19 protein-coding genes, 1 tRNA gene and 1 pseudogene are annotated in these 19,455 nt (G+C 69.4%); 10 read left to right on the top strand and 11 right to left on the bottom strand.

Annotated elements, in window-relative coordinates:
- Nucleotides 1–10: 10 nt before the first annotated feature.
- Together K3G64_RS11220 and K3G64_RS11215 are read right to left on the bottom strand one after the other, a co-directional pair.
- A tRNA-Thr gene (locus K3G64_RS11220) sits at nt 11–86 on the bottom strand.
- Nucleotides 87–171: 85 nt separating this feature from the next.
- On the bottom strand, nt 172–1,380 hold the full coding sequence (locus K3G64_RS11215; RefSeq protein WP_238949883.1) for a DNA polymerase III subunit delta': 1,209 nt from the start codon (nt 1,378–1,380) through the stop codon (nt 172–174).
- Nucleotides 1,381–1,462: 82 nt separating this feature from the next.
- On the opposite strand from K3G64_RS11215, the gene K3G64_RS11210 reads away from it, so the two are divergent.
- The gene (locus K3G64_RS11210) at nt 1,463–3,070 is read left to right on the top strand and encodes an adenylate/guanylate cyclase domain-containing protein (RefSeq protein ID WP_238949882.1); all 1,608 of its coding nucleotides are present in this window, start codon (nt 1,463–1,465) and stop codon (nt 3,068–3,070) included.
- Here the strand turns inward: K3G64_RS11210 and topA are convergent, their stop codons facing one another.
- The 3 genes from topA to K3G64_RS11195 all read right to left on the bottom strand — a co-directional run bounded on the left by topA (nt 3,071) and on the right by K3G64_RS11195 (nt 6,937).
- Nucleotides 3,071–5,881, bottom strand: a complete 2,811-nt coding sequence (gene topA, locus K3G64_RS11205; protein WP_238949881.1) for a type I DNA topoisomerase — start codon at nt 5,879–5,881, stop codon at nt 3,071–3,073.
- A gap of 135 nt (nt 5,882–6,016) precedes the next feature.
- The gene (locus K3G64_RS11200) at nt 6,017–6,607 is read right to left on the bottom strand and encodes a hypothetical protein (protein WP_238949880.1); all 591 of its coding nucleotides are present in this window, start codon (nt 6,605–6,607) and stop codon (nt 6,017–6,019) included.
- A 126-nt stretch (nt 6,608–6,733) separates the two neighbouring features.
- On the bottom strand, nt 6,734–6,937 hold the full coding sequence (locus tag K3G64_RS11195; RefSeq protein WP_238949879.1) for a cold-shock protein: 204 nt from the start codon (nt 6,935–6,937) through the stop codon (nt 6,734–6,736).
- 278 nt (nt 6,938–7,215) lie between these two features.
- On the opposite strand from K3G64_RS11195, the gene K3G64_RS11190 reads away from it, so the two are divergent.
- Together K3G64_RS11190 and K3G64_RS11185 are read left to right on the top strand one after the other, a co-directional pair.
- A complete protein-coding gene (locus K3G64_RS11190) occupies nt 7,216–9,534 on the top strand; it encodes a DEAD/DEAH box helicase (RefSeq protein WP_238949878.1) in 2,319 nt (772 codons plus the stop codon).
- Nucleotides 9,535–9,829: 295 nt separating this feature from the next.
- Entirely contained in the window at nt 9,830–10,891 is a 1,062-nt protein-coding gene (locus K3G64_RS11185) for a PAS domain-containing protein (RefSeq protein ID WP_238949877.1), read from the top strand.
- Here K3G64_RS11185 and K3G64_RS11180 read toward each other — a convergent pair.
- The 6 genes and pseudogenes from K3G64_RS11180 to K3G64_RS11155 all read right to left on the bottom strand — a co-directional run.
- Nucleotides 10,888–11,211 (bottom strand): Rv3654c family TadE-like protein, encoded by a 324-nt coding sequence (locus K3G64_RS11180; RefSeq protein WP_370647140.1) that lies wholly within the window; start codon nt 11,209–11,211, stop codon nt 10,888–10,890. The two genes, K3G64_RS11185 and K3G64_RS11180, sit on opposite strands and share 4 nt — an antisense overlap.
- 19 nt (nt 11,212–11,230) lie before the next feature.
- Complete coding sequence (locus tag K3G64_RS11175; protein ID WP_238949875.1) at nt 11,231–11,512, bottom strand: TadE family type IV pilus minor pilin; 282 nt, start codon at nt 11,510–11,512, stop codon at nt 11,231–11,233.
- 41 nt (nt 11,513–11,553) lie between these two features.
- Nucleotides 11,554–11,760, bottom strand: a complete 207-nt coding sequence (locus tag K3G64_RS11170; protein WP_238949874.1) for a DUF4244 domain-containing protein — start codon at nt 11,758–11,760, stop codon at nt 11,554–11,556.
- Between the two features lie 27 nt (nt 11,761–11,787).
- Entirely contained in the window at nt 11,788–12,360 is a 573-nt protein-coding gene (locus K3G64_RS11165) for a type II secretion system F family protein (protein ID WP_238949873.1), read from the bottom strand.
- A complete protein-coding gene (locus tag K3G64_RS11160; RefSeq protein WP_238949872.1) occupies nt 12,357–13,142 on the bottom strand; it encodes a type II secretion system F family protein in 786 nt (261 codons plus the stop codon). The genes K3G64_RS11165 and K3G64_RS11160 overlap by 4 nt, the downstream gene beginning before the upstream one ends.
- A pseudogene (locus K3G64_RS11155) lies at nt 13,139–13,711 on the bottom strand (ATPase, T2SS/T4P/T4SS family); the annotation flags it as partial. The pseudogene K3G64_RS11155 and the gene K3G64_RS11160, both read right to left, overlap by 4 nt.
- Nucleotides 13,712–13,737: 26 nt before the next feature.
- Here K3G64_RS11155 and K3G64_RS11150 point away from each other — a divergent pair.
- From K3G64_RS11150 to K3G64_RS11120, 7 genes are all read left to right on the top strand, one after another.
- Nucleotides 13,738–15,165: a recombinase family protein gene (locus K3G64_RS11150; RefSeq protein WP_238949871.1), complete on the top strand. Its 1,428-nt coding sequence runs from the start codon at nt 13,738–13,740 to the stop codon at nt 15,163–15,165.
- A gap of 617 nt (nt 15,166–15,782) precedes the next feature.
- Complete coding sequence (locus K3G64_RS11145) at nt 15,783–16,259, top strand: hypothetical protein (protein WP_238949870.1); 477 nt, start codon at nt 15,783–15,785, stop codon at nt 16,257–16,259.
- A 173-nt stretch (nt 16,260–16,432) separates the two neighbouring features.
- Nucleotides 16,433–16,807: a hypothetical protein gene (locus K3G64_RS11140; protein ID WP_238949869.1), complete on the top strand. Its 375-nt coding sequence runs from the start codon at nt 16,433–16,435 to the stop codon at nt 16,805–16,807.
- 724 nt (nt 16,808–17,531) lie between these two features.
- The gene (locus tag K3G64_RS11135; protein WP_238949868.1) at nt 17,532–17,903 is read left to right on the top strand and encodes a hypothetical protein; all 372 of its coding nucleotides are present in this window, start codon (nt 17,532–17,534) and stop codon (nt 17,901–17,903) included.
- Nucleotides 17,900–18,679 carry a hypothetical protein gene (locus K3G64_RS11130; RefSeq protein WP_238949867.1) on the top strand — a complete coding sequence of 260 codons (780 nt, stop codon included), beginning with the start codon at nt 17,900–17,902 and terminating at the stop codon, nt 18,677–18,679. Before K3G64_RS11135 ends, K3G64_RS11130 begins: the two co-directional genes overlap by 4 nt.
- Before the next feature lie 267 nt (nt 18,680–18,946).
- Nucleotides 18,947–19,111, top strand: coding sequence for a helix-turn-helix domain-containing protein (locus K3G64_RS11125; RefSeq protein ID WP_238949866.1), 165 nt, complete (start codon nt 18,947–18,949; stop codon nt 19,109–19,111).
- On the top strand, nt 19,111–19,434 hold the full coding sequence (locus tag K3G64_RS11120) for a hypothetical protein (RefSeq protein ID WP_238949865.1): 324 nt from the start codon (nt 19,111–19,113) through the stop codon (nt 19,432–19,434). The genes K3G64_RS11125 and K3G64_RS11120 overlap by 1 nt, the downstream gene beginning before the upstream one ends.
- The last annotated feature ends 21 nt before the right edge of the window (nt 19,435–19,455 follow it).

The raw sequence follows: 19,455 nt of genomic DNA, 5'->3' as shown, positions 1-19,455 counted from the left end.
ATCGCAAATGTGGAGCCACCTGGGGGAATCGAACCCCCGACCTATTCATTACGAGTGAATCGCTCTGCCGACTGAGCTAAGGTGGCCGGTGCCCGAGTGAGCACTCGCGTGAGGTGGCAAGTGCCGTAGCGGGCGGGACGAGTCTACGGCAGGGCCTAGCGAGGACCCAACTCAGTCGCGCAACGCCTGACCGACCGTCGCCACCATCGCGTCGACCGCGAACTTGGGCTTGACGTTGACGGCCAGCGCTTCGCGGCACTCCAGCACCGCCTCTATGCAGCGCAGCAGCTTGTCCGGTGCGGCGTGGGCGGCCATCGCGGCGATCCGGTCGGCCATGTCTGGGTGGTTGGCCTGCACATCCGTGGCGCCGGACGACACCAGCAACGCATCGCGGAAGTACATGGCCAGGTCGATCAGCGCTCGGTCAAGCGCATCCCGGGACGCCCTGGTCCTGCGCGACTTCTGCCGTCGCTCAAGGGCGTTGAGCGCGCCCGCGGCTCCGCGCAGCGTGCCCGCCGTGCCCTTGCCCGTGCCGCCCGCGCCGAGCGCGGTGCGCAACTCCTCCGCCTCGGCCTCGTTGCGGTCGACCGTCAGCGCCAGCGCCTCGGCCTCCGCCGTGGCCACCAACTCCTCGGCCGCGGCGTAGGCCCGCGACGGCGTCGCGGCGTCGCGGGCCAGCATCAACGCCCGCGTGCGACGCTCGCGGGCTTCCTCATCGGTGGCCAGCCGACGGGCACGGCCGACGTGGCCGCCGCTGACCGACGCCGCCCATCGGGCCTCGTCCTCGGACAACCCGTCGCCGTCCATGAGCACCTGCGCGATCGCCTCCACCGGAGGCGTCACCAGCGCGACATGCCGGCACCGCGAGCGCAGCGTGATCGCGATGTCCTCGGGATCCACCGACGGCGCGCACAACAGGAACACTGTGGACGGCGGCGGCTCCTCGACGACCTTCAGCAGGGCGTTCGCCGCGCCCTCGGTCAGCCGGTCCGCGTCCTCGATCAGCACGATCTGCCAGCGGCCGGTGCCTGGCCGCCGCGAAGCGATCTGGACGATGGCGCGCATGTCGTCGACACCGATCGACAGCCCCTCGGGAATGATGCGTCGCACGTCGGCGTGCGTACCTGCCATTGTGGTCGTGCACGCCCGGCACTCACCACAGCCCGGCACGCCATCGGAGGTGCACTGCAGCGCCGCGGCGAAGCACAGCGCGGCCACCGAGCGACCGGAGCCCGGCGGGCCCGTGATGAGCCAGGCGTGTGTCATGGTGCCCAGGATCTGGTCGTTGTGAGCAGCCTCACCGCGGGCGGCGCGGGCCGCGGCCACCAACTCGTTCTCCACAGCCTGCTGGCCCACCAGACGCGAGAAAACACCGCTCATCGCAGATAACAGTAGTGCTGCGAACCGACACGTCCGTCCCACTGCAGCCGTTTCCGTCCCCCCGGCCCGATACGGTTGAGCGATGACCACGGAGGCGATGCCCTTCGGGCGAATCGGTGCATTCGTCCGCTGGGTGGCGCGTACCCCGTGGCCGGTGTTCATGCTGGGCATCCTGCAGGCGGACATCATCGGCGCGCTGATCGTGCTGGGTTTCCTACGCTTCGGCCTGCCGCCGGAGGACCGCATCCAACTGCAGGATCTGCCCACCTTCAACCTGGCGGTGTTCCTCGGCTTTCTGTTCATCTCCTTCACGGTCGCGTCGTATGTGAGCTTGCGGCTGCTGATCCCGGTGATGCGCTGGCAGCGCCGCGACATGCTGCTCGGCGATCGCGATCCCACCGAAACGGAGGTGGCACGCACCCGGGCGCTGAAGATGCCGTACTTCCGCTCCCTGATCAGCGTCGGGAACTGGTTGCTCGGCTCGGTGGTGTTCATCGTCGCCAGCTGGCCGGTCGCCAGCAAGTCGGCGCCCGTGGTGGCCGTTGCGACCGGACTGGGCGCCACGGCGACGGCCATCATCGGCTACCTGCAGTCCGAGCGCGTGCTGCGTCCCGTGGCGGTGGCCGCGCTGCGCGGCGGTGTGCCGGAGAACTTCCATGCCCCGGGCGTGATCCTCCGGCAGGTCATGACGTGGGTGTTGTCCACCGGTGTCCCGATCCTGACGATCGTGCTCGCGCTGGTTGCCAGCAAGTTCGAGGTGCTCACAGCGCCTGCCGACCGGCTCACCACCCCGATCCTGCTGCTCGCGATCATCGCCTTGCTGGTCGGGCTCGCGGGCACCGTGCTGGTGGCGATGTCGATCGCCGACCCGCTGCGCCAGCTGCGCTGGGCACTGGGCGAGGTGCAGCGCGGCAACTACAACGCACACATGCAGATCTACGACGCCAGTGAGCTGGGCCTCTTGCAGGCCGGCTTCAACGACATGGTCCGCGACTTGGCCGAGCGTCAGCGGCTGCGCGACCTCTTCGGCCGATACGTCGGCGAGGACGTCGCCCGCCGCGCGCTGGAGCGCGGCACCGAACTCGGCGGACAGGAACGTGACGTCGCGGTGCTGTTCGTCGACCTCGTCGGGTCGACGCAGCTGGCCGCCACCATCCCGGCCAGCGAGGTGGTGAACCTGCTCAACGACTTCTTCCGCGTGGTCGTCGACACGGTGAATCGCCACGGCGGCTTCGTCAACAAATTCCAGGGCGACGCGGCGCTGGCCATCTTCGGCGCCCCGATCGAGCATCCCGACGCCTGCGGCGGGGCGCTGGCCGCGTCCCGCGAACTGCACGACGAGCTCATCGAGGTGCTGGGCCAGACCGAGTTCGGCATCGGGGTGTCGGCCGGCCGCGCGATCGCCGGACACATCGGCGCGCAGGCCCGCTTCGAGTACACGGTGATCGGCGATCCGGTCAACGAGGCGGCGCGGCTGACGGAGCTGGCCAAGCTCGAGGAGGGCCACGTGCTCGCGTCGGCCATCGCGGTCAGCGGTGCGCTCGACTCCGAGGCGCTGTGCTGGGACGTCGGCGAGATCGTCAACCTGCGCGGACGCACCGCACCGACCCAACTGGCCCGGCCCTTGAACCTGCTGACGCCCGACAACCAGGGCCGAAGCGACCAGATGTCCAGCGAGGCCACCCGGTAGCTAGCTCTTCTTGGCGGCCTTCTTCGCGGCCTTCTTCGCAGGCGACTTCTTCGCTGCTTTCCTGGTGCGCTTCACCGGACCGCGCGCCCGGCGGTCGGCAAGCAGTTCGGCGGCGCGCTCGTCGGTGATCGACAGCACGTCGTCGCCCTTGCGCAGGCTGGCGTTCGTCTCGCCGTCGGTGACATACGGACCGAAGCGGCCGTCCTTGATCACCATCGGTTTGCCGGAGGCCGGGTCGTTGCCCAGTTCGCGCAGCGGCGGCGCCGAGGCGCGTTGCCCGGCACGGCGTTTCGGCTCGGCGTAGATTTTCAGCGCCTCGTCGAGGGTGATCTCGAAAATCTGATCCTCGGTGGCCAGCGACCGGGAGTCGGTGCCGCGCTTGAGATACGGGCCGTAGCGGCCGTTCTGCGCGGTGATCTCCTCCCCGCTCTCGGGATCCACACCGACCACCCGCGGCAGCGACAACAGCTTGAGCGCATCCTCGAGGGTCACGGTCTCCAGATCCATCGACCGCAGCAGCGAGCCGGTCCGCGGCTTGGGGCCGGTCGGCCTCTTCTTCTTCGCGCCGGACCCGGCGCCGCCGTCATCATCGGGGTCGGGTTCGGGCAGCACCTCGGTGACATACGGTCCGTAGCGACCGTCCTTGGCCACGATCTCGTGACCGGTCTGCGGATCGACACCGAGCGAGCGGCCCTCTTGCGGTGTCGCGAAGAGCTTTTCGGCGAGCTCGAGCGTCAACTCGTCGGGGGTGAGTTCGTCCTTGAGGTTGGCGCGCTGCGGGGTGGTCTCACCGTCGGAAGCGTTCGAGTCTGTGACCATGCGCTCCAGATAGGCGCCGTTGCGGCCGACGCGGACATTGACCGCGCGCCCCTCGGCGTCGTCGAAGAGCTTGATGGAGTTGACTTCTCGCGCGTCGATCTCTTCGAGATTGCCGCCCACCAACTTCTTCAGGCCGCCGGCGCGCGCAATCGAACCGTCGACGCCGTGCTCGCCGCCGAAGTAGAAGTTCGACAGCCAGTTGGTCCGTCGCTCATGACCCGCCGCGATTTCGTCGAGTTCGTCTTCCATCGCCGCGGTGAAGTCGTAGTCGACGAGCCGGGCGAAATGCTGCTCCAGCAGACCGATCACGGCGAACGCCACCCAGGACGGAACCAGCGCGCTGCCCTTCTTGTGGACGTAGCCGCGGTCCTGGATGGTCTTGATGATCGAGCTGTAGGTCGACGGCCGGCCGATGCCCAGGTCTTCCAGGGCCTTGATCAGCGACGCCTCGGTGTAGCGAGCGGGCGGCGAGGTGGCGTGCCCGTCGGCGGTCAACTCCTTGGCGTCCACCCGCTGGCCCTGTGTCAGGTTCGGCAGCCGGCTCTCGGCGTCGTCGGCCTCACCACCTGCAAGGTCGTCGATGCTCTCGACGTAGGCCTTCAGGAAGCCGGCGAAGGTGATGGTGCGCCCGCTGGCGTTGAACACGACCTCCTCGCCCGAACGGGAGGTCCCGGCGATGCGCAGGCTCAGCGTGGTGCCGCGCGCATCGGCCATCTGCGAGGCGACCGTGCGTTGCCAGATCAGCTCGTAGAGCCGGAACTCGTCGGTGTCGAGCGCCGAGTGCAGCTGGCCCGGTGTCTGGAACACATCACCGGCGGGCCGGATGGCCTCGTGGGCCTCCTGCGCGTTCTTCACCTTCCGGGTGTACTGCCGCGGCGAGGGATGCAGATACTCCTCGCCGTAGAGCTGACGCGCCTGGTTGCGCGCGGCATCGACAGCGCTGGCCGACAGAGTGGTCGAGTCGGTGCGCATGTAGGTGATGTAGCCGTTCTCGTAGAGCCGCTGCGCGATGCTCATCGTGCGCTCGGAGGAGAACCGCAGCTTGCGGCCGGCCTCCTGCTGCAGCGTCGACGTCATGAACGGCGCGTACGGCCGCCGGGTGTAGGGCTTCTGTTCGACCGACGACACCGCGAGCTGTGCGCCGCGCAGCCCGGCCGCCAGCGCGTTGGCGGCGGCCTCGTCGAGCACCCGCACCTCGTCGGGCTTCTTGAGTTCCCCGAGGGAGTCGAAGTCGCGGCCGGTGGCCACCCGGCGCCCGTCGACGGAGTTCAGCTTCGCCGTGAACGTCGGCGGGGTGGCCTGCGGGTCGGAGACGCTGGCGTCGAGTTCAGCGGTGACGTCCCAGTAGCCCGCGCTGCGGAACGCCATCCGCTCGCGCTCGCGCTGCACGATGATGCGCGTGGCGACCGACTGCACCCGGCCTGCCGACAACTTCGGCGCGACCTTCTTCCACAGCACGGGGCTGACCTCGTAGCCGTACAGGCGGTCCAGGATGCGCCTGGTCTCCTGGGCGTCGACGAGGTCGTTGTCCAGTTCGCGCGGATCCTCGGCGGCGGCGCGGATGGCGGGCTCGGTGATCTCGTGGAACACCATCCGCTTGACGGGGATGCGCGGCTTGAGCGTCTCCAGTAGATGCCAGGCGATGGCCTCGCCCTCCCGGTCACCGTCGGTGGCCAGATACAGCTCGTCGACGTTCTTGAGCTTGTCCTTGAGCTCTGCGACGGTGCTCTTCTTGTCCGGGCTGATGATGTAGAGCGGTTCGAAGTCGGCGTCGACGTTCACCCCGAGACGTGCCCATGGCTCTGACTTGTACTTCGCGGGCACGTCGGCCGCGGCGCGCGGCAGGTCGCGGATGTGCCCGCGAGACGACTCGACGATGTAGTTGGAGCCCAGGTAGCCGGCGATCTTGCGCGCCTTGGTCGGCGACTCGACAATCACCAGCCGCCGGACGTTGCCGCTGCGACCGCTCTTGCTGCCGTCCCCGTCAGCCACCTGTCAGTACACTCCACTTCTTCATCCGCCCACCAGGCCGGGAACCGCACCGAGGCGGCCCGCCGACGTGGACGGCAACAGACAATTTCGCATCCCCCGCGGGCCGACGCAAACTGACCCCCCTGTTCACGACCCTCAGATACGCGGCCACCGGTGGAACGCCTCCACGTGACCCGGCGGTTCCCCCACGTTCTCTACCAGGCGCGATAGCCGTCGCCGGCCACTGATTCGCAGCGCCGGATGCGAGCCGCGAGTGCCGATCAGCGTCGGTGCGATTCCCACCCGCATCATCGCCGACGCCAGCGGCGAGTACGTATCGGGTGCGTGCGGGTCCAGCCCCAGGAGATACCGGTCGGCCTCTGGGGTGCCGGCGGCCAGCGTCCAGGCCCGCAGTTCGCGCGGACCGGGCAGCCACTGCGGCGGCACGGTCTTGACGGCGCCGCGCGTCCAGTCGCGGGCGATCGGCACCAACCGTGCGTCCACCGTGGTGCGCACCAGCGGCGTGTTCTCGTCGGTCCGGGAGACCTCGGGCTCCAGACCGGCGTCGATGATCATCTCGGCCAGTCCCTCGGCGCGCCACACCGCATCGACGACCACCGACAGCCGGGCACCCTGCTCTTCAGGCCCGCCGACCAGCACAACCTGCCCCGGCGCGGCGAGCAGCCCGGTGAGATCGGCGACCGCGGGCGGCACCGATTCAGCCGAGAAGAACGACAGCTGGCTCACAGATCGACAGTAGGCCAGTCGGGCGCAACTGCGTCCCCGGCGGGCCGCAGTGCGCCGACAAATGCGAACACCCCGCGCCGTTCCGAATCGGAAGTACGCGGGGTGTTGCCTTGGATCGGGGTCTAGCTAGATGGTCCGGACGCCCGTGGCCTGCGGCCCCTTGGGGCTCTGGCCAACCTCGAACTCGACCTTCTGGTTCTCTTCCAGGGTGCGGAAACCGTTCCCCTGGATCTCCGTGTAGTGGACAAACACATCAGCGGAGCCGTCCTCCGGGGCGATGAAGCCGAAGCCCTTCTCCGCGTTGAACCACTTCACAGTTCCCTGTGGCATTTCCTGTTTTTTCCTTCTCTTATTCACCGGGTGCGGTCCACCGCGTATCGGTGCACCGGGCCGGTTCCGACCGCCATACCTTCGTGGAGTGTTCGGAACTCGACCCGACCTACAACCCTCGCAGGAACCGCGATCGCAACGTCGTTCCTGCGAGTGCTTATACACGAACACAGAAGCTGCGACCGCGCTTAGTCAATCATGTTCCGGGCTGCGGCGACAGTCTGGAGGCACGCAAGTGGGGAACAATTCCCCTACAACCGGTCTGTGGGAGGCATCCGATGGCTGATTTCGGCCGCGAGTTGCTCGCCTGCGCGGTCGAAGGCACGGCGAGCGGGGGGCAGAATCCGTTGCGCCACGTGGCCGATCTGCCGGCCCGTCAGGGCCGCCCCCAGGCATGGCCACCGTGGGCCCATCCAGATGTAGTGCGAGCGTTCCATGATCGGGGTATCGCGGGTCCGTGGTCGCATCAGCGCGCCGCGGCCGACCTGGCCCACGCCGGACGCCACGTGGTGTTGTCCACCGGTACCGCGTCGGGCAAGTCGCTGGCCTACCAGCTGCCGATACTGACCGCCCTGAAGACGGATTCGCGCGCCCGCGTGCTCTACCTGTCGCCCACCAAGGCGCTGGGCCACGACCAACTTCGGTCCGCGGTCGCGCTGACCGAGGCCGTGCCACTGGCCGATGTCGCGCCGAGTTCCTACGACGGGGACAGTCCCACCGACGTGCGAAGGTTCGCCCGCGAGCGGTCACGGTGGATCTTCTCCAACCCCGACATGATCCACCTCTCGCTGCTGCGCAACCACGCCCGCTGGGCGGTGTTCCTGCGTCACCTGCGCTACGTCGTCGTCGACGAATGCCACTACTACCGGGGCATTTTCGGGTCGAACGTGGCTATGGTGCTGCGCCGGCTGCTGCGGTTGTGCACCCGCTACGGATCGTCGCCTGCGGTGATCTTCGCCAGCGCGACGACGGCGGCGCCCGCCGCGACCGCCTCTGAGTTGATCGGACAGACCGTCACCGAGGTGACCGACGACGGGTCGCCGCACGGCGCCCGCACGGTGGCGTTGTGGGAGCCACCGCTGCTCGCCGATCTGGTCGGTGAAAACGGTGCCCCGGTACGCCGTTCGGCGGGTGCGGAGGCAGCGAGCGTGATGGCCGACCTCGTCGCCGAAGGCGCCCGCATGCTGACGTTCGTCAGATCGCGTCGCGGTGCCGAATTGACCGCGCTGGGTGCCCGCGCGCGACTCGAGCAACTCGCCCCCGACCTCGCCGACCGGGTGGCGTCCTACCGTGCCGGCTACCTCGCCGAGGACCGCCGGGCGCTGGAACGGGCGTTGTCCGACGGCGAATTGCGCGGGCTGGCGACGACGAACGCGCTCGAACTCGGCGTCGACATCGCGGGACTGGACGCCGTGGTGCTGGCCGGCTTCCCCGGCTCGGTGACGTCGTTCTGGCAGCAGGCCGGCCGCTCCGGCCGGCGTGGCCAGGGGGCGCTGATCGTGCTCATCGCCCGCGACGACCCGCTCGACACGTACCTGGTGCACCATCCAGCGGCGTTGCTGGACAAGCCGATCGAACGCGTGGTGATCGATCCGACCAACCCTTACGTGCTCGGCCCGCAACTGCTGTGCGCGGCGACCGAGCTTGCGCTGACCGACGCCGAGGTGCGGCTGTGGGATGCCGAGGCGGTGGCCGAGGCACTCGTCGACAACGGTCTGCTGCGTCGGCGCGCGAACGGCTACTTCCCCGCGCCGGGCGTTGATCCCCATCCGGCCGTCGACATCCGCGGCTCCTCGGGTGGACAGATCGCGATCCTGGAGGCCGGCACGGGACGGATGCTGGGCAGTACTGGGGCCGGCCAGGCGCCGGCGTCGGTGCATCCCGGCGCGGTGTACCTGCATCAGGGCGAGAGCTACGTGGTCGACGAGCTCGACTTCGAGGACGGCGTCGCGTTCGTCCATGAGGGTGACCCCGGCTACACGACCTCGGCCCGCGAACTGACCGACATCGCGGTCACCGGACAAGGCGAGCGAAAGACGTTCGGGCCGGTGACAGTTGGGCTGGTCCCGGTTTCGGTGACCAACACGGTGATCGGATACCTGCGGCGGCGTCTGACGGGCGAGGTGATCGACTTCGTGGAACTCGACATGCCCACCCGCACCCTGGACACCACAGCGGTGATGTGCACTATCGCGCCGGAGGCCTTGCACCGCAACGGCATCGAGATGCTCCGCGTTCCCGGCGCGTTGCACGCCGCGGAACACGCCGCCATCGGACTGCTGCCGCTGGTGGCCAGTTGCGACCGCGGGGACATCGGCGGGGTCTCCACCGCCGTCGGCCCCGTCGACGGGCTCCCGACGATATTCGTCTACGACGGCTACCCGGGCGGGGCCGGTTTCGCCGACCGCGGATTCCGCAGCATCGACACGTGGTGGACCGCGACGGCCGATGCCATCGAGGCGTGCGATTGCCCGGCAGGCTGCCCGTCGTGCGTGCAGTCGCCCAAGTGCGGCAACGCCAACGACCCGTTGGACAAGGCAGGCGCGGTGAGGGTGCTGCGACTGGTGATCGATGAGCTGGCAAGGGAATCGCGGTGAGCACGCGAATAGGGGCGACCGACCCCTCGACGGTCGCCCCCACGCGTACCCGCGGCTTGGGGCGCGCAAGGCGCCGAGCACACAGATCGTCGCGGCGAACGGCCGGACAACGCGATCCGTTCCCAATCCCGAAAAGCCGGGTGCAGGCGAAAAGTACCGCGTCAACGGGCTGATCGCAACAGTCTCGGCGCTTGTCCGCCACCCGCGACAAACCGGGCATTGGTATGGAATCGACGGAATCCGCAGCCTCTCGTAGACGCCGCGGCGAAAATCGGTCCACCGTAAAATGCCGGTCATGAACCACGACTGGCTGCTCGTGGAAACGCTGGGCACTGAGCCCACCTTGGTCGCCCAGGGTCGGCGGACCAAGAATCTGATCCCGATCACGGTGTTTCTGAGGCGCAATCCCCACCTGATGGCCATTCAGACCGCCATCGGGGAGACTGTGCGCGCCGGTCAGGGGCTCAGCAGCATCACGCCGAAGAACGACCGCGTGATCCGCACGGAAGTGGTGCCGATGACCGACGGGCGCATCCACGGCGTTCACCTGTGGATCGGGCTGCCGGACATGGAACCACCCGACCGGCCGGTGCCCGGTCCGCTGGTGTGGGATCTGGACACCGGGATCGCCACCGATACGGCCGAGGCCCTGCAGAACAGCGGCTGGGACCCCACACACGCGCCGACCCGCAACCGCACCTTCGCCGACGACCTGCCCAAGCGCGAACTGAACCCGAGCGAAGCCAAGGTGCTCGCCATGGCGATCAGGCGCGAACCGGGTACGACGCTGTGCGGTTCATGGGACGTGGTCGACTACCGAGGCGAGCCGATCACGGTCGGGTTCGTCGCCCGCACGGTGCTCGAGGCCACCGATGACGGCGCCGAACGGCTGCTCTGCCGGGCGATGAACTGGCGCGGCGAGCCCGAAGAGTCGGCGTCCTCGCCGGATCAGCTCGCGCAACGAATACTCAACGGGCTGGCGCAACCAGGGGTGCACCGCGCGTTGGTGGACCTGTCGAACTGGACGCTGCTGAAGTGGCTCGACGATCCGGCGCCGTTCTTCGACTGGCGCGCCGGCCTGGCAGGTGAACATGTGGTGCATTCCGCGGACCGCCCCGAGATGGCCCGCATGGTCGACGATTTCGCGACCGGCACGGCGTCGGGCGTGCTGCGGATGCCGAGCGGGCATGACGGCGAGTGGACGCCGGTGCATGTCACCCTCAACCGGGTCGAGATCGACGACGACGTCTACGCCGGACTGGCCACACTGCGCAGGCCCAGCGCCGACGAGCTCGCCGCCGCGGCGATCGACAGTACCGGACCATCTCCCGAGCTGAGTGACACGCCAAGGCGCTAGCCGTCCGCCGCGGCAGGTCCGGCGCGTGCCACCGCATGCGCCGGCCCGCTACCGAAGCGCCCCAGCTCCACCGGAACCGCTACTGCGACAACCACATCGAGGCCGTCGGTGTCGCATCGCACGACGGTCGCCCGCATCGCCGTAGCCACCACGGCGGCCTGCCCACAGGCCACCCCGGCACCGCCGGCCAGACGACCCGCTGCGGCCAGCGCGGCCAGATCGGCGGCGGACTGCGCACGATGCCGGGCGACTACCGCGGCGCCGACATAACCGGCGCCGACGGTGGTCGCCATCAGCACCCCGATCATCGCAACGGCCACCACGGCGGCCGACCCCTCGTCACGGCAGGCCAGGCTCCACCATCGCCACCGCCCGCGCCGCGATGGCCAGGCCTGGCAGCAGCGGGGACCGCGCCGTGACAGTGGCGACGACCGAAGTGGCGTCGGCGTCGACGCGCACGTTCGCCCCGTCCGGAGCGATGGTGCGGGCCGCACCGATTCCGTCGCCGCCCCTGGCAGCCAGTCGCGCCGCTTCACGCGCCGCGTCGACACACCGGAGCTGCATCGACACCGCGGTGAGCCCGGCCACGCAACAGATGAGCACCGCAACCAGCGCCGCCACTGCGAACGCCGCCTCGACCGTGGCCGCACCGGTGTCTCCGGCTAGACATTGGTCTTCAGCGCCCGGCTGATGATGTTGGTCAGCGCGTTGACGATCGAGTCGCCGGTCACGACCGTGTAGAGGATCGCACCGAAGGCCGCCGCGGCGATCGTGCCGATCGCATACTCGACCGTCGACATCCCGTCCTCCTCCATCATCAACATCGTCAGCCGAGCTTGAAGAGCGCGAATCTGCCTGTTCGGCAACATATTCCATCTTTCCTTCCCGACTGCCGCTCACAGCAGTCCCGACTGCAGCACGTCGCCGGCCAGCCCGGCGACCACGGGCACGATCCCCAGGCATACGAAGGCAGGCAGGTAGCACCCGCCCAGTGGGCCCGCTATCAACACCGAAGCCCGCTCGGCGGCGGCCCGGGCGTCGTCCGCGGCGTCGTCACGCGAGCGCGCGGCCAACTCTTCGATCCCCTGCGCCAGCGCCATGCCCGAGGCGGCCGATCGCCGCGCCAGCCGCATGAACGCCTCGATGTGGCGGTCGGCGGTCTCGGCCGGACTCGACCAGACCGTTGACGGGTGGGCGCCCAGGGCGAGGAGGTGTGCGGCCCGGTCCAGCGGTCCTGCCAGCTGGGGCGGCGCCGACGACACGGCCGCCGAGGCGGCCGTCGAGACCGGCATGCCCGAGCGCAGGCAGGCCGCGAGCACATCGAGCGTGGACGCCAGCGCCAGCGGGTCGCCGGTGCGCGCTGCGGCGGTTGAGGCACCCCCGGACGCCGCGACGGTGCGCAGCCGCGACCGTGACGAATGGACACGAATAAGAAGCGCAACCGCCAGTAGCAGTGCGGCCAGCGTCATCGCATCACCCGGCCGGTGATGCGATCCGACCACGTCAGGCCCGCGCACGACAGCGCCACGCCGACGGCGAGCAGCCACTGCCCCGCACCGCCCCACAGCAGGAAGCGCACCGGCTCGGCGCCGATCAGCTGGCCGAGTCCGATGCCGAGCACCGGCAGCCCCGCGAGAACCGTTGCGGTGGTTCTCGCGCCCGCCATGCCCGCCGCCACCTGGGCGCAGAACCGTTCGCGCGCGGCGATGTCGCGCTGCGCGGTCTGCATCAGCGTCGCGACGGCCAGACCGTGCGCGTGGGCCAACTGCCAGCACACCGCGAGGCGCTCCCAGTGGGCGGGCAGCGACGACCGCCGGGCGACGCTGTGCAGGCCCGCCGCGACGTCGGCGCCCATGCGGGCCCGCGCCGCCACGGTCCGCAACGACTCGGCGACGAATCCGTCGACTTCCCTGGCCGCCGCGTCGAACGCCGCCACCGGGTGCGCGCCGATCCGCAACTCCCCCACCAGCACGTCGAGCGCGCCCTGCAGCAGGGTCGCCTCGGCGGTGCGACGGCGCTGCCCGAGCCGTCGACCGCGACGCAGCGCACCGGTCACGGCGACGATGCCCACGGCCACCGCCACGCCCGTCGGCACCAAGGCCGCGACGACCAGCACCGCAGGCAGCAGGCTTGCCACGACAGGTATCCGCGGCCGCGATCGCGCGCTCGCCGCCTGCCGATGTGCCCGGTGTCGCTGCGGTCCCGGCGCCACCAGCAACGCCAGCGCCAGCGTGATGGCGGCGCCGCTCACCAGCGGTCCCGCCGCGTAACAAGCTTCCGCAGGTGCTCTGCGCCCTCACCGAAGCCGCGGTCGATGTGCCAGGCGGTCGCGGTGTGTACCCGGCCATCCGGTCCTGGCCGCAACACCGCGATCTCGTCGAGACTGCGTTGGCCCGCGCGGTTGCGGGTGACGTGGACGATCACCTGCACGGCCGCGGCCAGCTGGCTGTGCAACGCGGCACGGTCGAGACCGCCGACAGCGGCCAGCGCCTCGAGGCGGGCCGGCACCTCCGCCGGGCTGTTCGCGTGCACGGTGCCGGCTCCGCCGTCATGGCCGGTGTTCAGCGCCGCAAGCAGATCGACCACTTCCACGCCGCGGACTTCACCGACCACGATCCGGTCGGGTCTCATCCGGAGGGCCTGTCTGACCAGGTCCCGCACCGTCACCTCACCGATTCCCTCGACGTTGGGGCGCCGCGCGACGAGCTTGACCAGGTGCGGGTGGTTCGGCGCGAGCTCCGGGGCGTCCTCGATGCACACGATGCGCTCGTCGGGGGCCACGGCAGCCAGGACGGCGGCCAGTAGCGTCGTCTTCCCGACTCTCAACCTGTGGCACACTTACAGGCATGGGAGTTCGGGCAGCGATCTACGTGCGAATCAGCCAGGACCGGGACGGCACCCGTCTCGGCGTCGAGCGCCAAGAGCAGGACTGTCGGAAGCTCGCGAGCAGTCTCGGGCTCGACGTCCGCAGTGTGCTCGTCGACAACGACATATCGGCCTACAGCGGCAAGCGCCGACCGCAGTACGACGCGCTGCTCGCCGACGTCGAGGCAGGCGCGCTCGACGTCGTTCTCGCGTGGCACCCCGACCGGCTGCACCGTTCCCCGCTCGAACTAGAGACGTACATCGACCTGTCGGAGCGGTTCGGCATCCAGACGCACACCGTCCAGGCCGGCGCGTGGGATCTGTCGACCCCCTCGGGTCGCGCCGTCGCCCGCACGCTCGGCGCCTGGGCGCGGTACGAGTCCGAGCACAAGGGCGAGCGGATCCGGCGCGCGCGCCAGCAGCAGGCGAAGGCCGGCGGCTGGCACGGCGGGATCCGCCCCTACGGCTTCGAGAAGGACGGCGTGACGATCCGGCCGTCGGAAGCCGCCGAGATTGCGAAGGCGACCGAAGCGATCGTGTCCGGGGTGTCGCTGCGCTCGCTGGTGCGCGACCTCAACGAGCGCGGCATCCCGACGGCGACTGCCCGCGGGCCGTGGACGTCGGTCGCGCTCAAAGACACGATCATGCGACCGCGCACGGCTGGCCTGTCGTCGTACCGCGGCGAGATTGTCGGGCCGGCGGTCTGGCCTCCGATCGTGCCCGAGGACACCTGGCGCGCTGCCTGTTCGATCCTGTCCGATCCGGCCCGCCGAACCAACGGCGGTCGCGGCGGAACCGTGCGCTGGCTCGGTTCAGGCCTGTACGTGTGCGGCGTCTGCGGCGAAGCGCAGCTGCGCGTCGGCACCGGCGGCAGCGTCAAGCGGAACACCTACCGCTGCGGGAACCGCAACATCCGCGACGGCGGCGGGCACGTCACCCGCGAGGCAGGCAGCCTCGACGCCTACATCGAAGAAGTGATCGTGCGGCGGCTGTCCGAACCAGGATTGCTCGACCGGTTCCTCGCGGCCGACCCTGACCAGGACACCACTGCGACGCGCGTCGAACTGCTGGCCGTGCGCGAGCGCCAGGACCAACTAGCCGGCATGTTCGCCGCCGGCGAGATCACCGCGCGTCAACTTGCGGTCGGCACCGAGCAGCTTGCCGCGAAAGAGGACCAACTCGCGAAGGCGCTCGCTTCGGCCGGCCGGCGCAACCCGATGCAGATGCTCGCCGGCGCGAAGGATCTTCGCGCGCTGTGGTTCGGCACGGTCGAGGACCGTTCCGACGGTCTGACGCTCGGCCAGCGGCGCGCGATCCTGGACGTGCTGATGACCGTCACGGTCCTGCCGGCGCCGCGCACCCGCGGCGGGTTCGATCCCGAATACGTCCAGATCGAATGGAAGGCGTGAGCGTGCCCGACATCGGCGAAACGGGTGGCGGTCCGACCGTCGTCGTCGTGGTGTGTGACAGCCGGAAGCACGCTCGCGGCAAAGTCGCCAAGATCGACCAGTTCATCCGGATCGACGGCCGCTGGCATTCCCGCGGAACCCTGCGAAAGCGAGGCACACCCGGATCCGGGTTTGCCGACGACCTCCGGTGCAAGCTGTGCGGCCAATCGGTCCCGCGGCCAGCGGACGCCGTGCTGAATAGGCTTGCAGCACAAGGCGAGTCGAGTGCAACTCTGGCGAAGCTGCGGAGTGCTACTATCCACTAGTACCCACTTCGGTGGGCGACCGGCCGCGGAATATACGGCCGGGGGTCAATCCCTCCCAGAAGCAGGGCGGTTGAACTGACCCCCGGAGTCCCGCGTGGCCACATGGACACAAGAACGAGCGCGAGTTGCCGCCCTATCCCGGCGCGTACAGGCCGGCGAACGCACACCCGACGATCCCGACCTGGCCGAAGCCCGACGAAACCTGCGTGCAGCCAAGCTCGAAGCGCACATCCAGAAGGCCGTAGCCGAAGCCGGTCCTCTCTCTGACGAGCAGCGCGACCGCATAGTCGCGATCCTCCGAGGCGGTGCGGCGTGACCGCGGCAATCAGTAGCGGGTCTGTCGACGTCGCGATCGGCGCTCTGGAGGCGAGCAGGCGGGCCGGATGGGCGAAGGCGTACCGCCTCGAAGCTGAACTCGCCGAACTGCGCGAGCAACTGCGAGTGAGCCAACAATCCGCCGGCGAAAACCGGCAGATGAGCGACTTCGCCAGCGCGGTTCTCGAAGTGCTCGCACCGTCGCTATCGCCGTGGCTCGGAACGAACTTCGACGAAGCCGCGGGCATGTACGTCGGCGCCAGCCTGTTCGTTGGCGGCGCCGGCCGGCGCTACGTCGACAACTTCCGCGAGGTCTGTTCGTCGAGCGACCGCGAAGCGCTTCACGAAGCGGGCCGGCGCGAGGCTTGCGAATGGCTGGCCGCGCCAGCGGCCGAAACCGATCCGCTCGACGCCGAAGCGCTGCGGACGCTCCGCGACTATCGCGAAGGGCTGATGGGCGCGACGTCCTCATGAGCGGACAACTCGCACTGTGGGGTCCGCCGGTGCGGTCCCCTCGGCGGGGCAGACCATCGCGCCGCGCAGTCCTGCAACGCGCCCTCGACATCCTCACGACCTACGCGGATCTGACAGCCGGTAGCGGGCCAGCCAACGAACAGTCGCCGTGCGGACCCGAAATGTGGATTCTGATGAGTGACGACGATTGGGACAACGACTGGCTCAACAACGTCGGAATGGCCGCGCGCGGCTTGTACTGGACCGCGCTGTCTTGGGCCAAAGACCAGACCCGCGGCCGAGACTTCCTCACTTCCAAGACGGTGCTGGGCGACCTGGATTCGTGGTTCATCCCCGACGGCCAAATCAGGTACTGGAAGGCGACCCGCGAGGCCAAGCAACTGGCTGAGGCCCGCATCTGGATAGCCGTCCAAGGCGGCTACCGATACCTGTATCTGCGCGATCAGAACAAGCCGAAAGCGTTCTACGAGAACCGGCTGAAAGACACCAGCCGCAAGCGTGGGCAGCGCGCGCCCCGGCCGTCCGATACCCCCGACGGGGGGTGGTGAATGTGTTTGCTGGACAGAGCATGTCCCAGCGGGACACCTGTTGGGACAAGGTATCGGTCATTTCAGACCTTGCTACAGGTGGACCGTCTGTGACCTGCGCAGATTGGTCGATGTCCCACCGGGACACTATGGGTACGTCTCGAACCGACGCGGGCTTGTGTCAGCGCTCAGTTTGCAGACGTAACCCCTGCCGCGTTCACGACGCGACAGTCCAGTCCCGAAAACAGGCTGCCGCGGGGGCTCCGCCCCCTTGCCACGTATCCGATTCCTGGTCGCTCTCCGATGTCTGCCGCCGCCCGCACGCGCCGACCAACTCAGGAAGCCAACCCTTCGGCCGCGACGCGACCAGCCGCAAGCGACCACCCACATGGAGTGACCAGGAGCAGCTACGTGGCAACCGAGCGGAGCGAGGGCGGCAGCCTGTCGTCGCGTTGATCGGGAACGGTACTAACGCGCGCGCGAGCGCGGCACGCGGGCGACCGCAGCCGTGGGGTGGTCGAGCGTGAGCAGCCGTCGCGCCGTCGAGCGGGCCGCGCGCGAGGAACGCGCATCCGCGATTCGCCAGTGCCGCCGCTGTGACCCCTGCGGTTGGAAGCTCGCGGCCGATCGGACCCCGATAGAGCCCGCCGTCCGCTGCACGCACGGACCGCCACCGGCACCACCCCCGGTTCGAGACATCACCGAGCCAATTCACCAGCCCGACGACACCCAGGAGTAGACCCAGATGCCAACCGCCCCGATCCGCCCCGACGATGCGGTCAAGTTCGCGGCCGCGAAGCTGCGACTGTTGCTCTGCGACGCCGAGCCCGCCGGCCAGCTGGGCATCGTCCTCGAAGTGCTCGAACAAACCGACGTCGGCGACGATCCCGAGCACTACGCCGACGGCCGGCGGGTCCGGTCCAGCGCCGACTTCAAGCCGGCCGGCACCGGCCTACACGACGCCAGCCATGTGTGGCTACCGGATCCCGCCTCAGAGAAGCCGTTGTCGTGCGGCGGTGCCCTACCCAACGACAGCGAAGGCCGCTCCACCGGTCTGTTCGACATCAGCACGGATCCGGCGACGCAGCAACTCCGGGCGACGGTCGTAGTGCTGTGAGCACCTGGGACAGCGCGCGCGCGCTGCTCGCCGGCATCCCCGCCCTGCACGGCGCGCGGTGCAAGGGCAGGGCCGACCTCTACGAATCGACCATCGGCGAGCACCGCGCCGCCGGCCGAACCACGACCGAAGAACTCAACAACGCCCGCCGCGAGGCCCTGCGACTCTGCAACAACGGGTGTCCGGCCCTGCACCAATGCCGCGCGTACCTTCAAGGCCTGCCGGCCGCGCAGCGTCCGCGCGGGGTCATAGCCGGCCAGGTGGTCGGGTCGCTCGGGCTGCCTTTGAAGACCGCGACGCCAACCAGCGCGCCGCCGACGCGGACGCATCGTCGCGACGATGAGGGTCGCCGCCCAGTCGTCGAGGACCAGGACGACGCCAAACGCGCCGCCCAGCCGCGCCCAGGATGCACCGAATCACATCCGTGGGATTCAGGAGTCCGAAAGGCGTCCTCGAACGCTCACAGAGCCACTGAGCAGGTCGACGCCACCAGCCCCAAGGTGGGCGGCGCCGCCGTGCTGATCTGCTACCGCACCCAGAGCGGCGACTTCGCCGCGGAATGGACCTACTGGGTCGACGTCGAGGAAGCGCGACAAGCCCAGGCCGAACTCACGCCGTGCGGCACGCTGTGTATCGGCGTTCACAGCGTCGTGCCCGTCGACCCCACGACGAAGCCCAGCGACGGCCGGCCGTCGTCGAGCACCAGGACGCCGGCCGGCCACCCCGCCGGCCGTAGCCGCCGGCACCGGCACGACACCCAGAAGGCGACAAGATGACCGCGGCGCGTGAAGACGGCGAGTGGCGAACCGCCGTCCGCCCCCCCCGAGGGATTAGTCCGCGCCGGCGCCGTTGTGCTCACCGGGCCAGCCCTGCGGACCACGCTTCAAGCGGCCCTGATCGCGGTCAAGCACCGCCGCATGTCCGGGCTACCAACCGGCCAATTTGAGGGTCTAGCTGCGGAGTTACACGCCGCCATGTCCACAGCCATGTCCGCCGGCGGCCAAACGGTCAGGTCCGAAACCGCGATCCGCGACACTGCGGACATGCACCCGACCGCGCCGACAGTGCCGCTCGAAGACGCTGCCGAACGTCTCGGTATCTCGACCAGGCACGCGCGCCGGATCGCACCGAAGCTGGCCGGCCGCAAGGCCGGCGGACGTTGGTTCGTCGACGAGACGGCACTACGAGAGCACCTGGAAAGGACCTGATGGACCAGAGAGAGCAGGCCCGACTCATCGCGAGTTTGACCGACGACGAACTGAGCGCCCTGCGCGCCCGCGCCGGCGCCCCCTCCGACGACGCCGAGGGCCAGGACGGCGACGACCAGGCCGGCGACACGGACGACGAGCGGCAATTCCTGCGTCGCCTGTCGTCGAAGCCGAATAGCTGGCTGGCCGAAACGCTCGACCGGCTAGGCGCCGCGCAGTCGGCCGGCGACGGCGACGAGGACGGACGCGCATTCATTCGCCAACTGCTGAGCAACGCGCACGGCGGGCCACCCGCCCCCCCGAACACCGACCAAACAACCTGACCCGAAAGGCAGCCCACAACC

It is taken from the genome of Mycobacterium sp. IDR2000157661, from assembly GCF_022317005.1.
GTDB lineage: Bacteria > Actinomycetota > Actinomycetes > Mycobacteriales > Mycobacteriaceae > Mycobacterium.
Note: the sequence above shows the minus strand (reverse complement) of the source record. Positions and strands in the feature narration are given on the sequence as shown.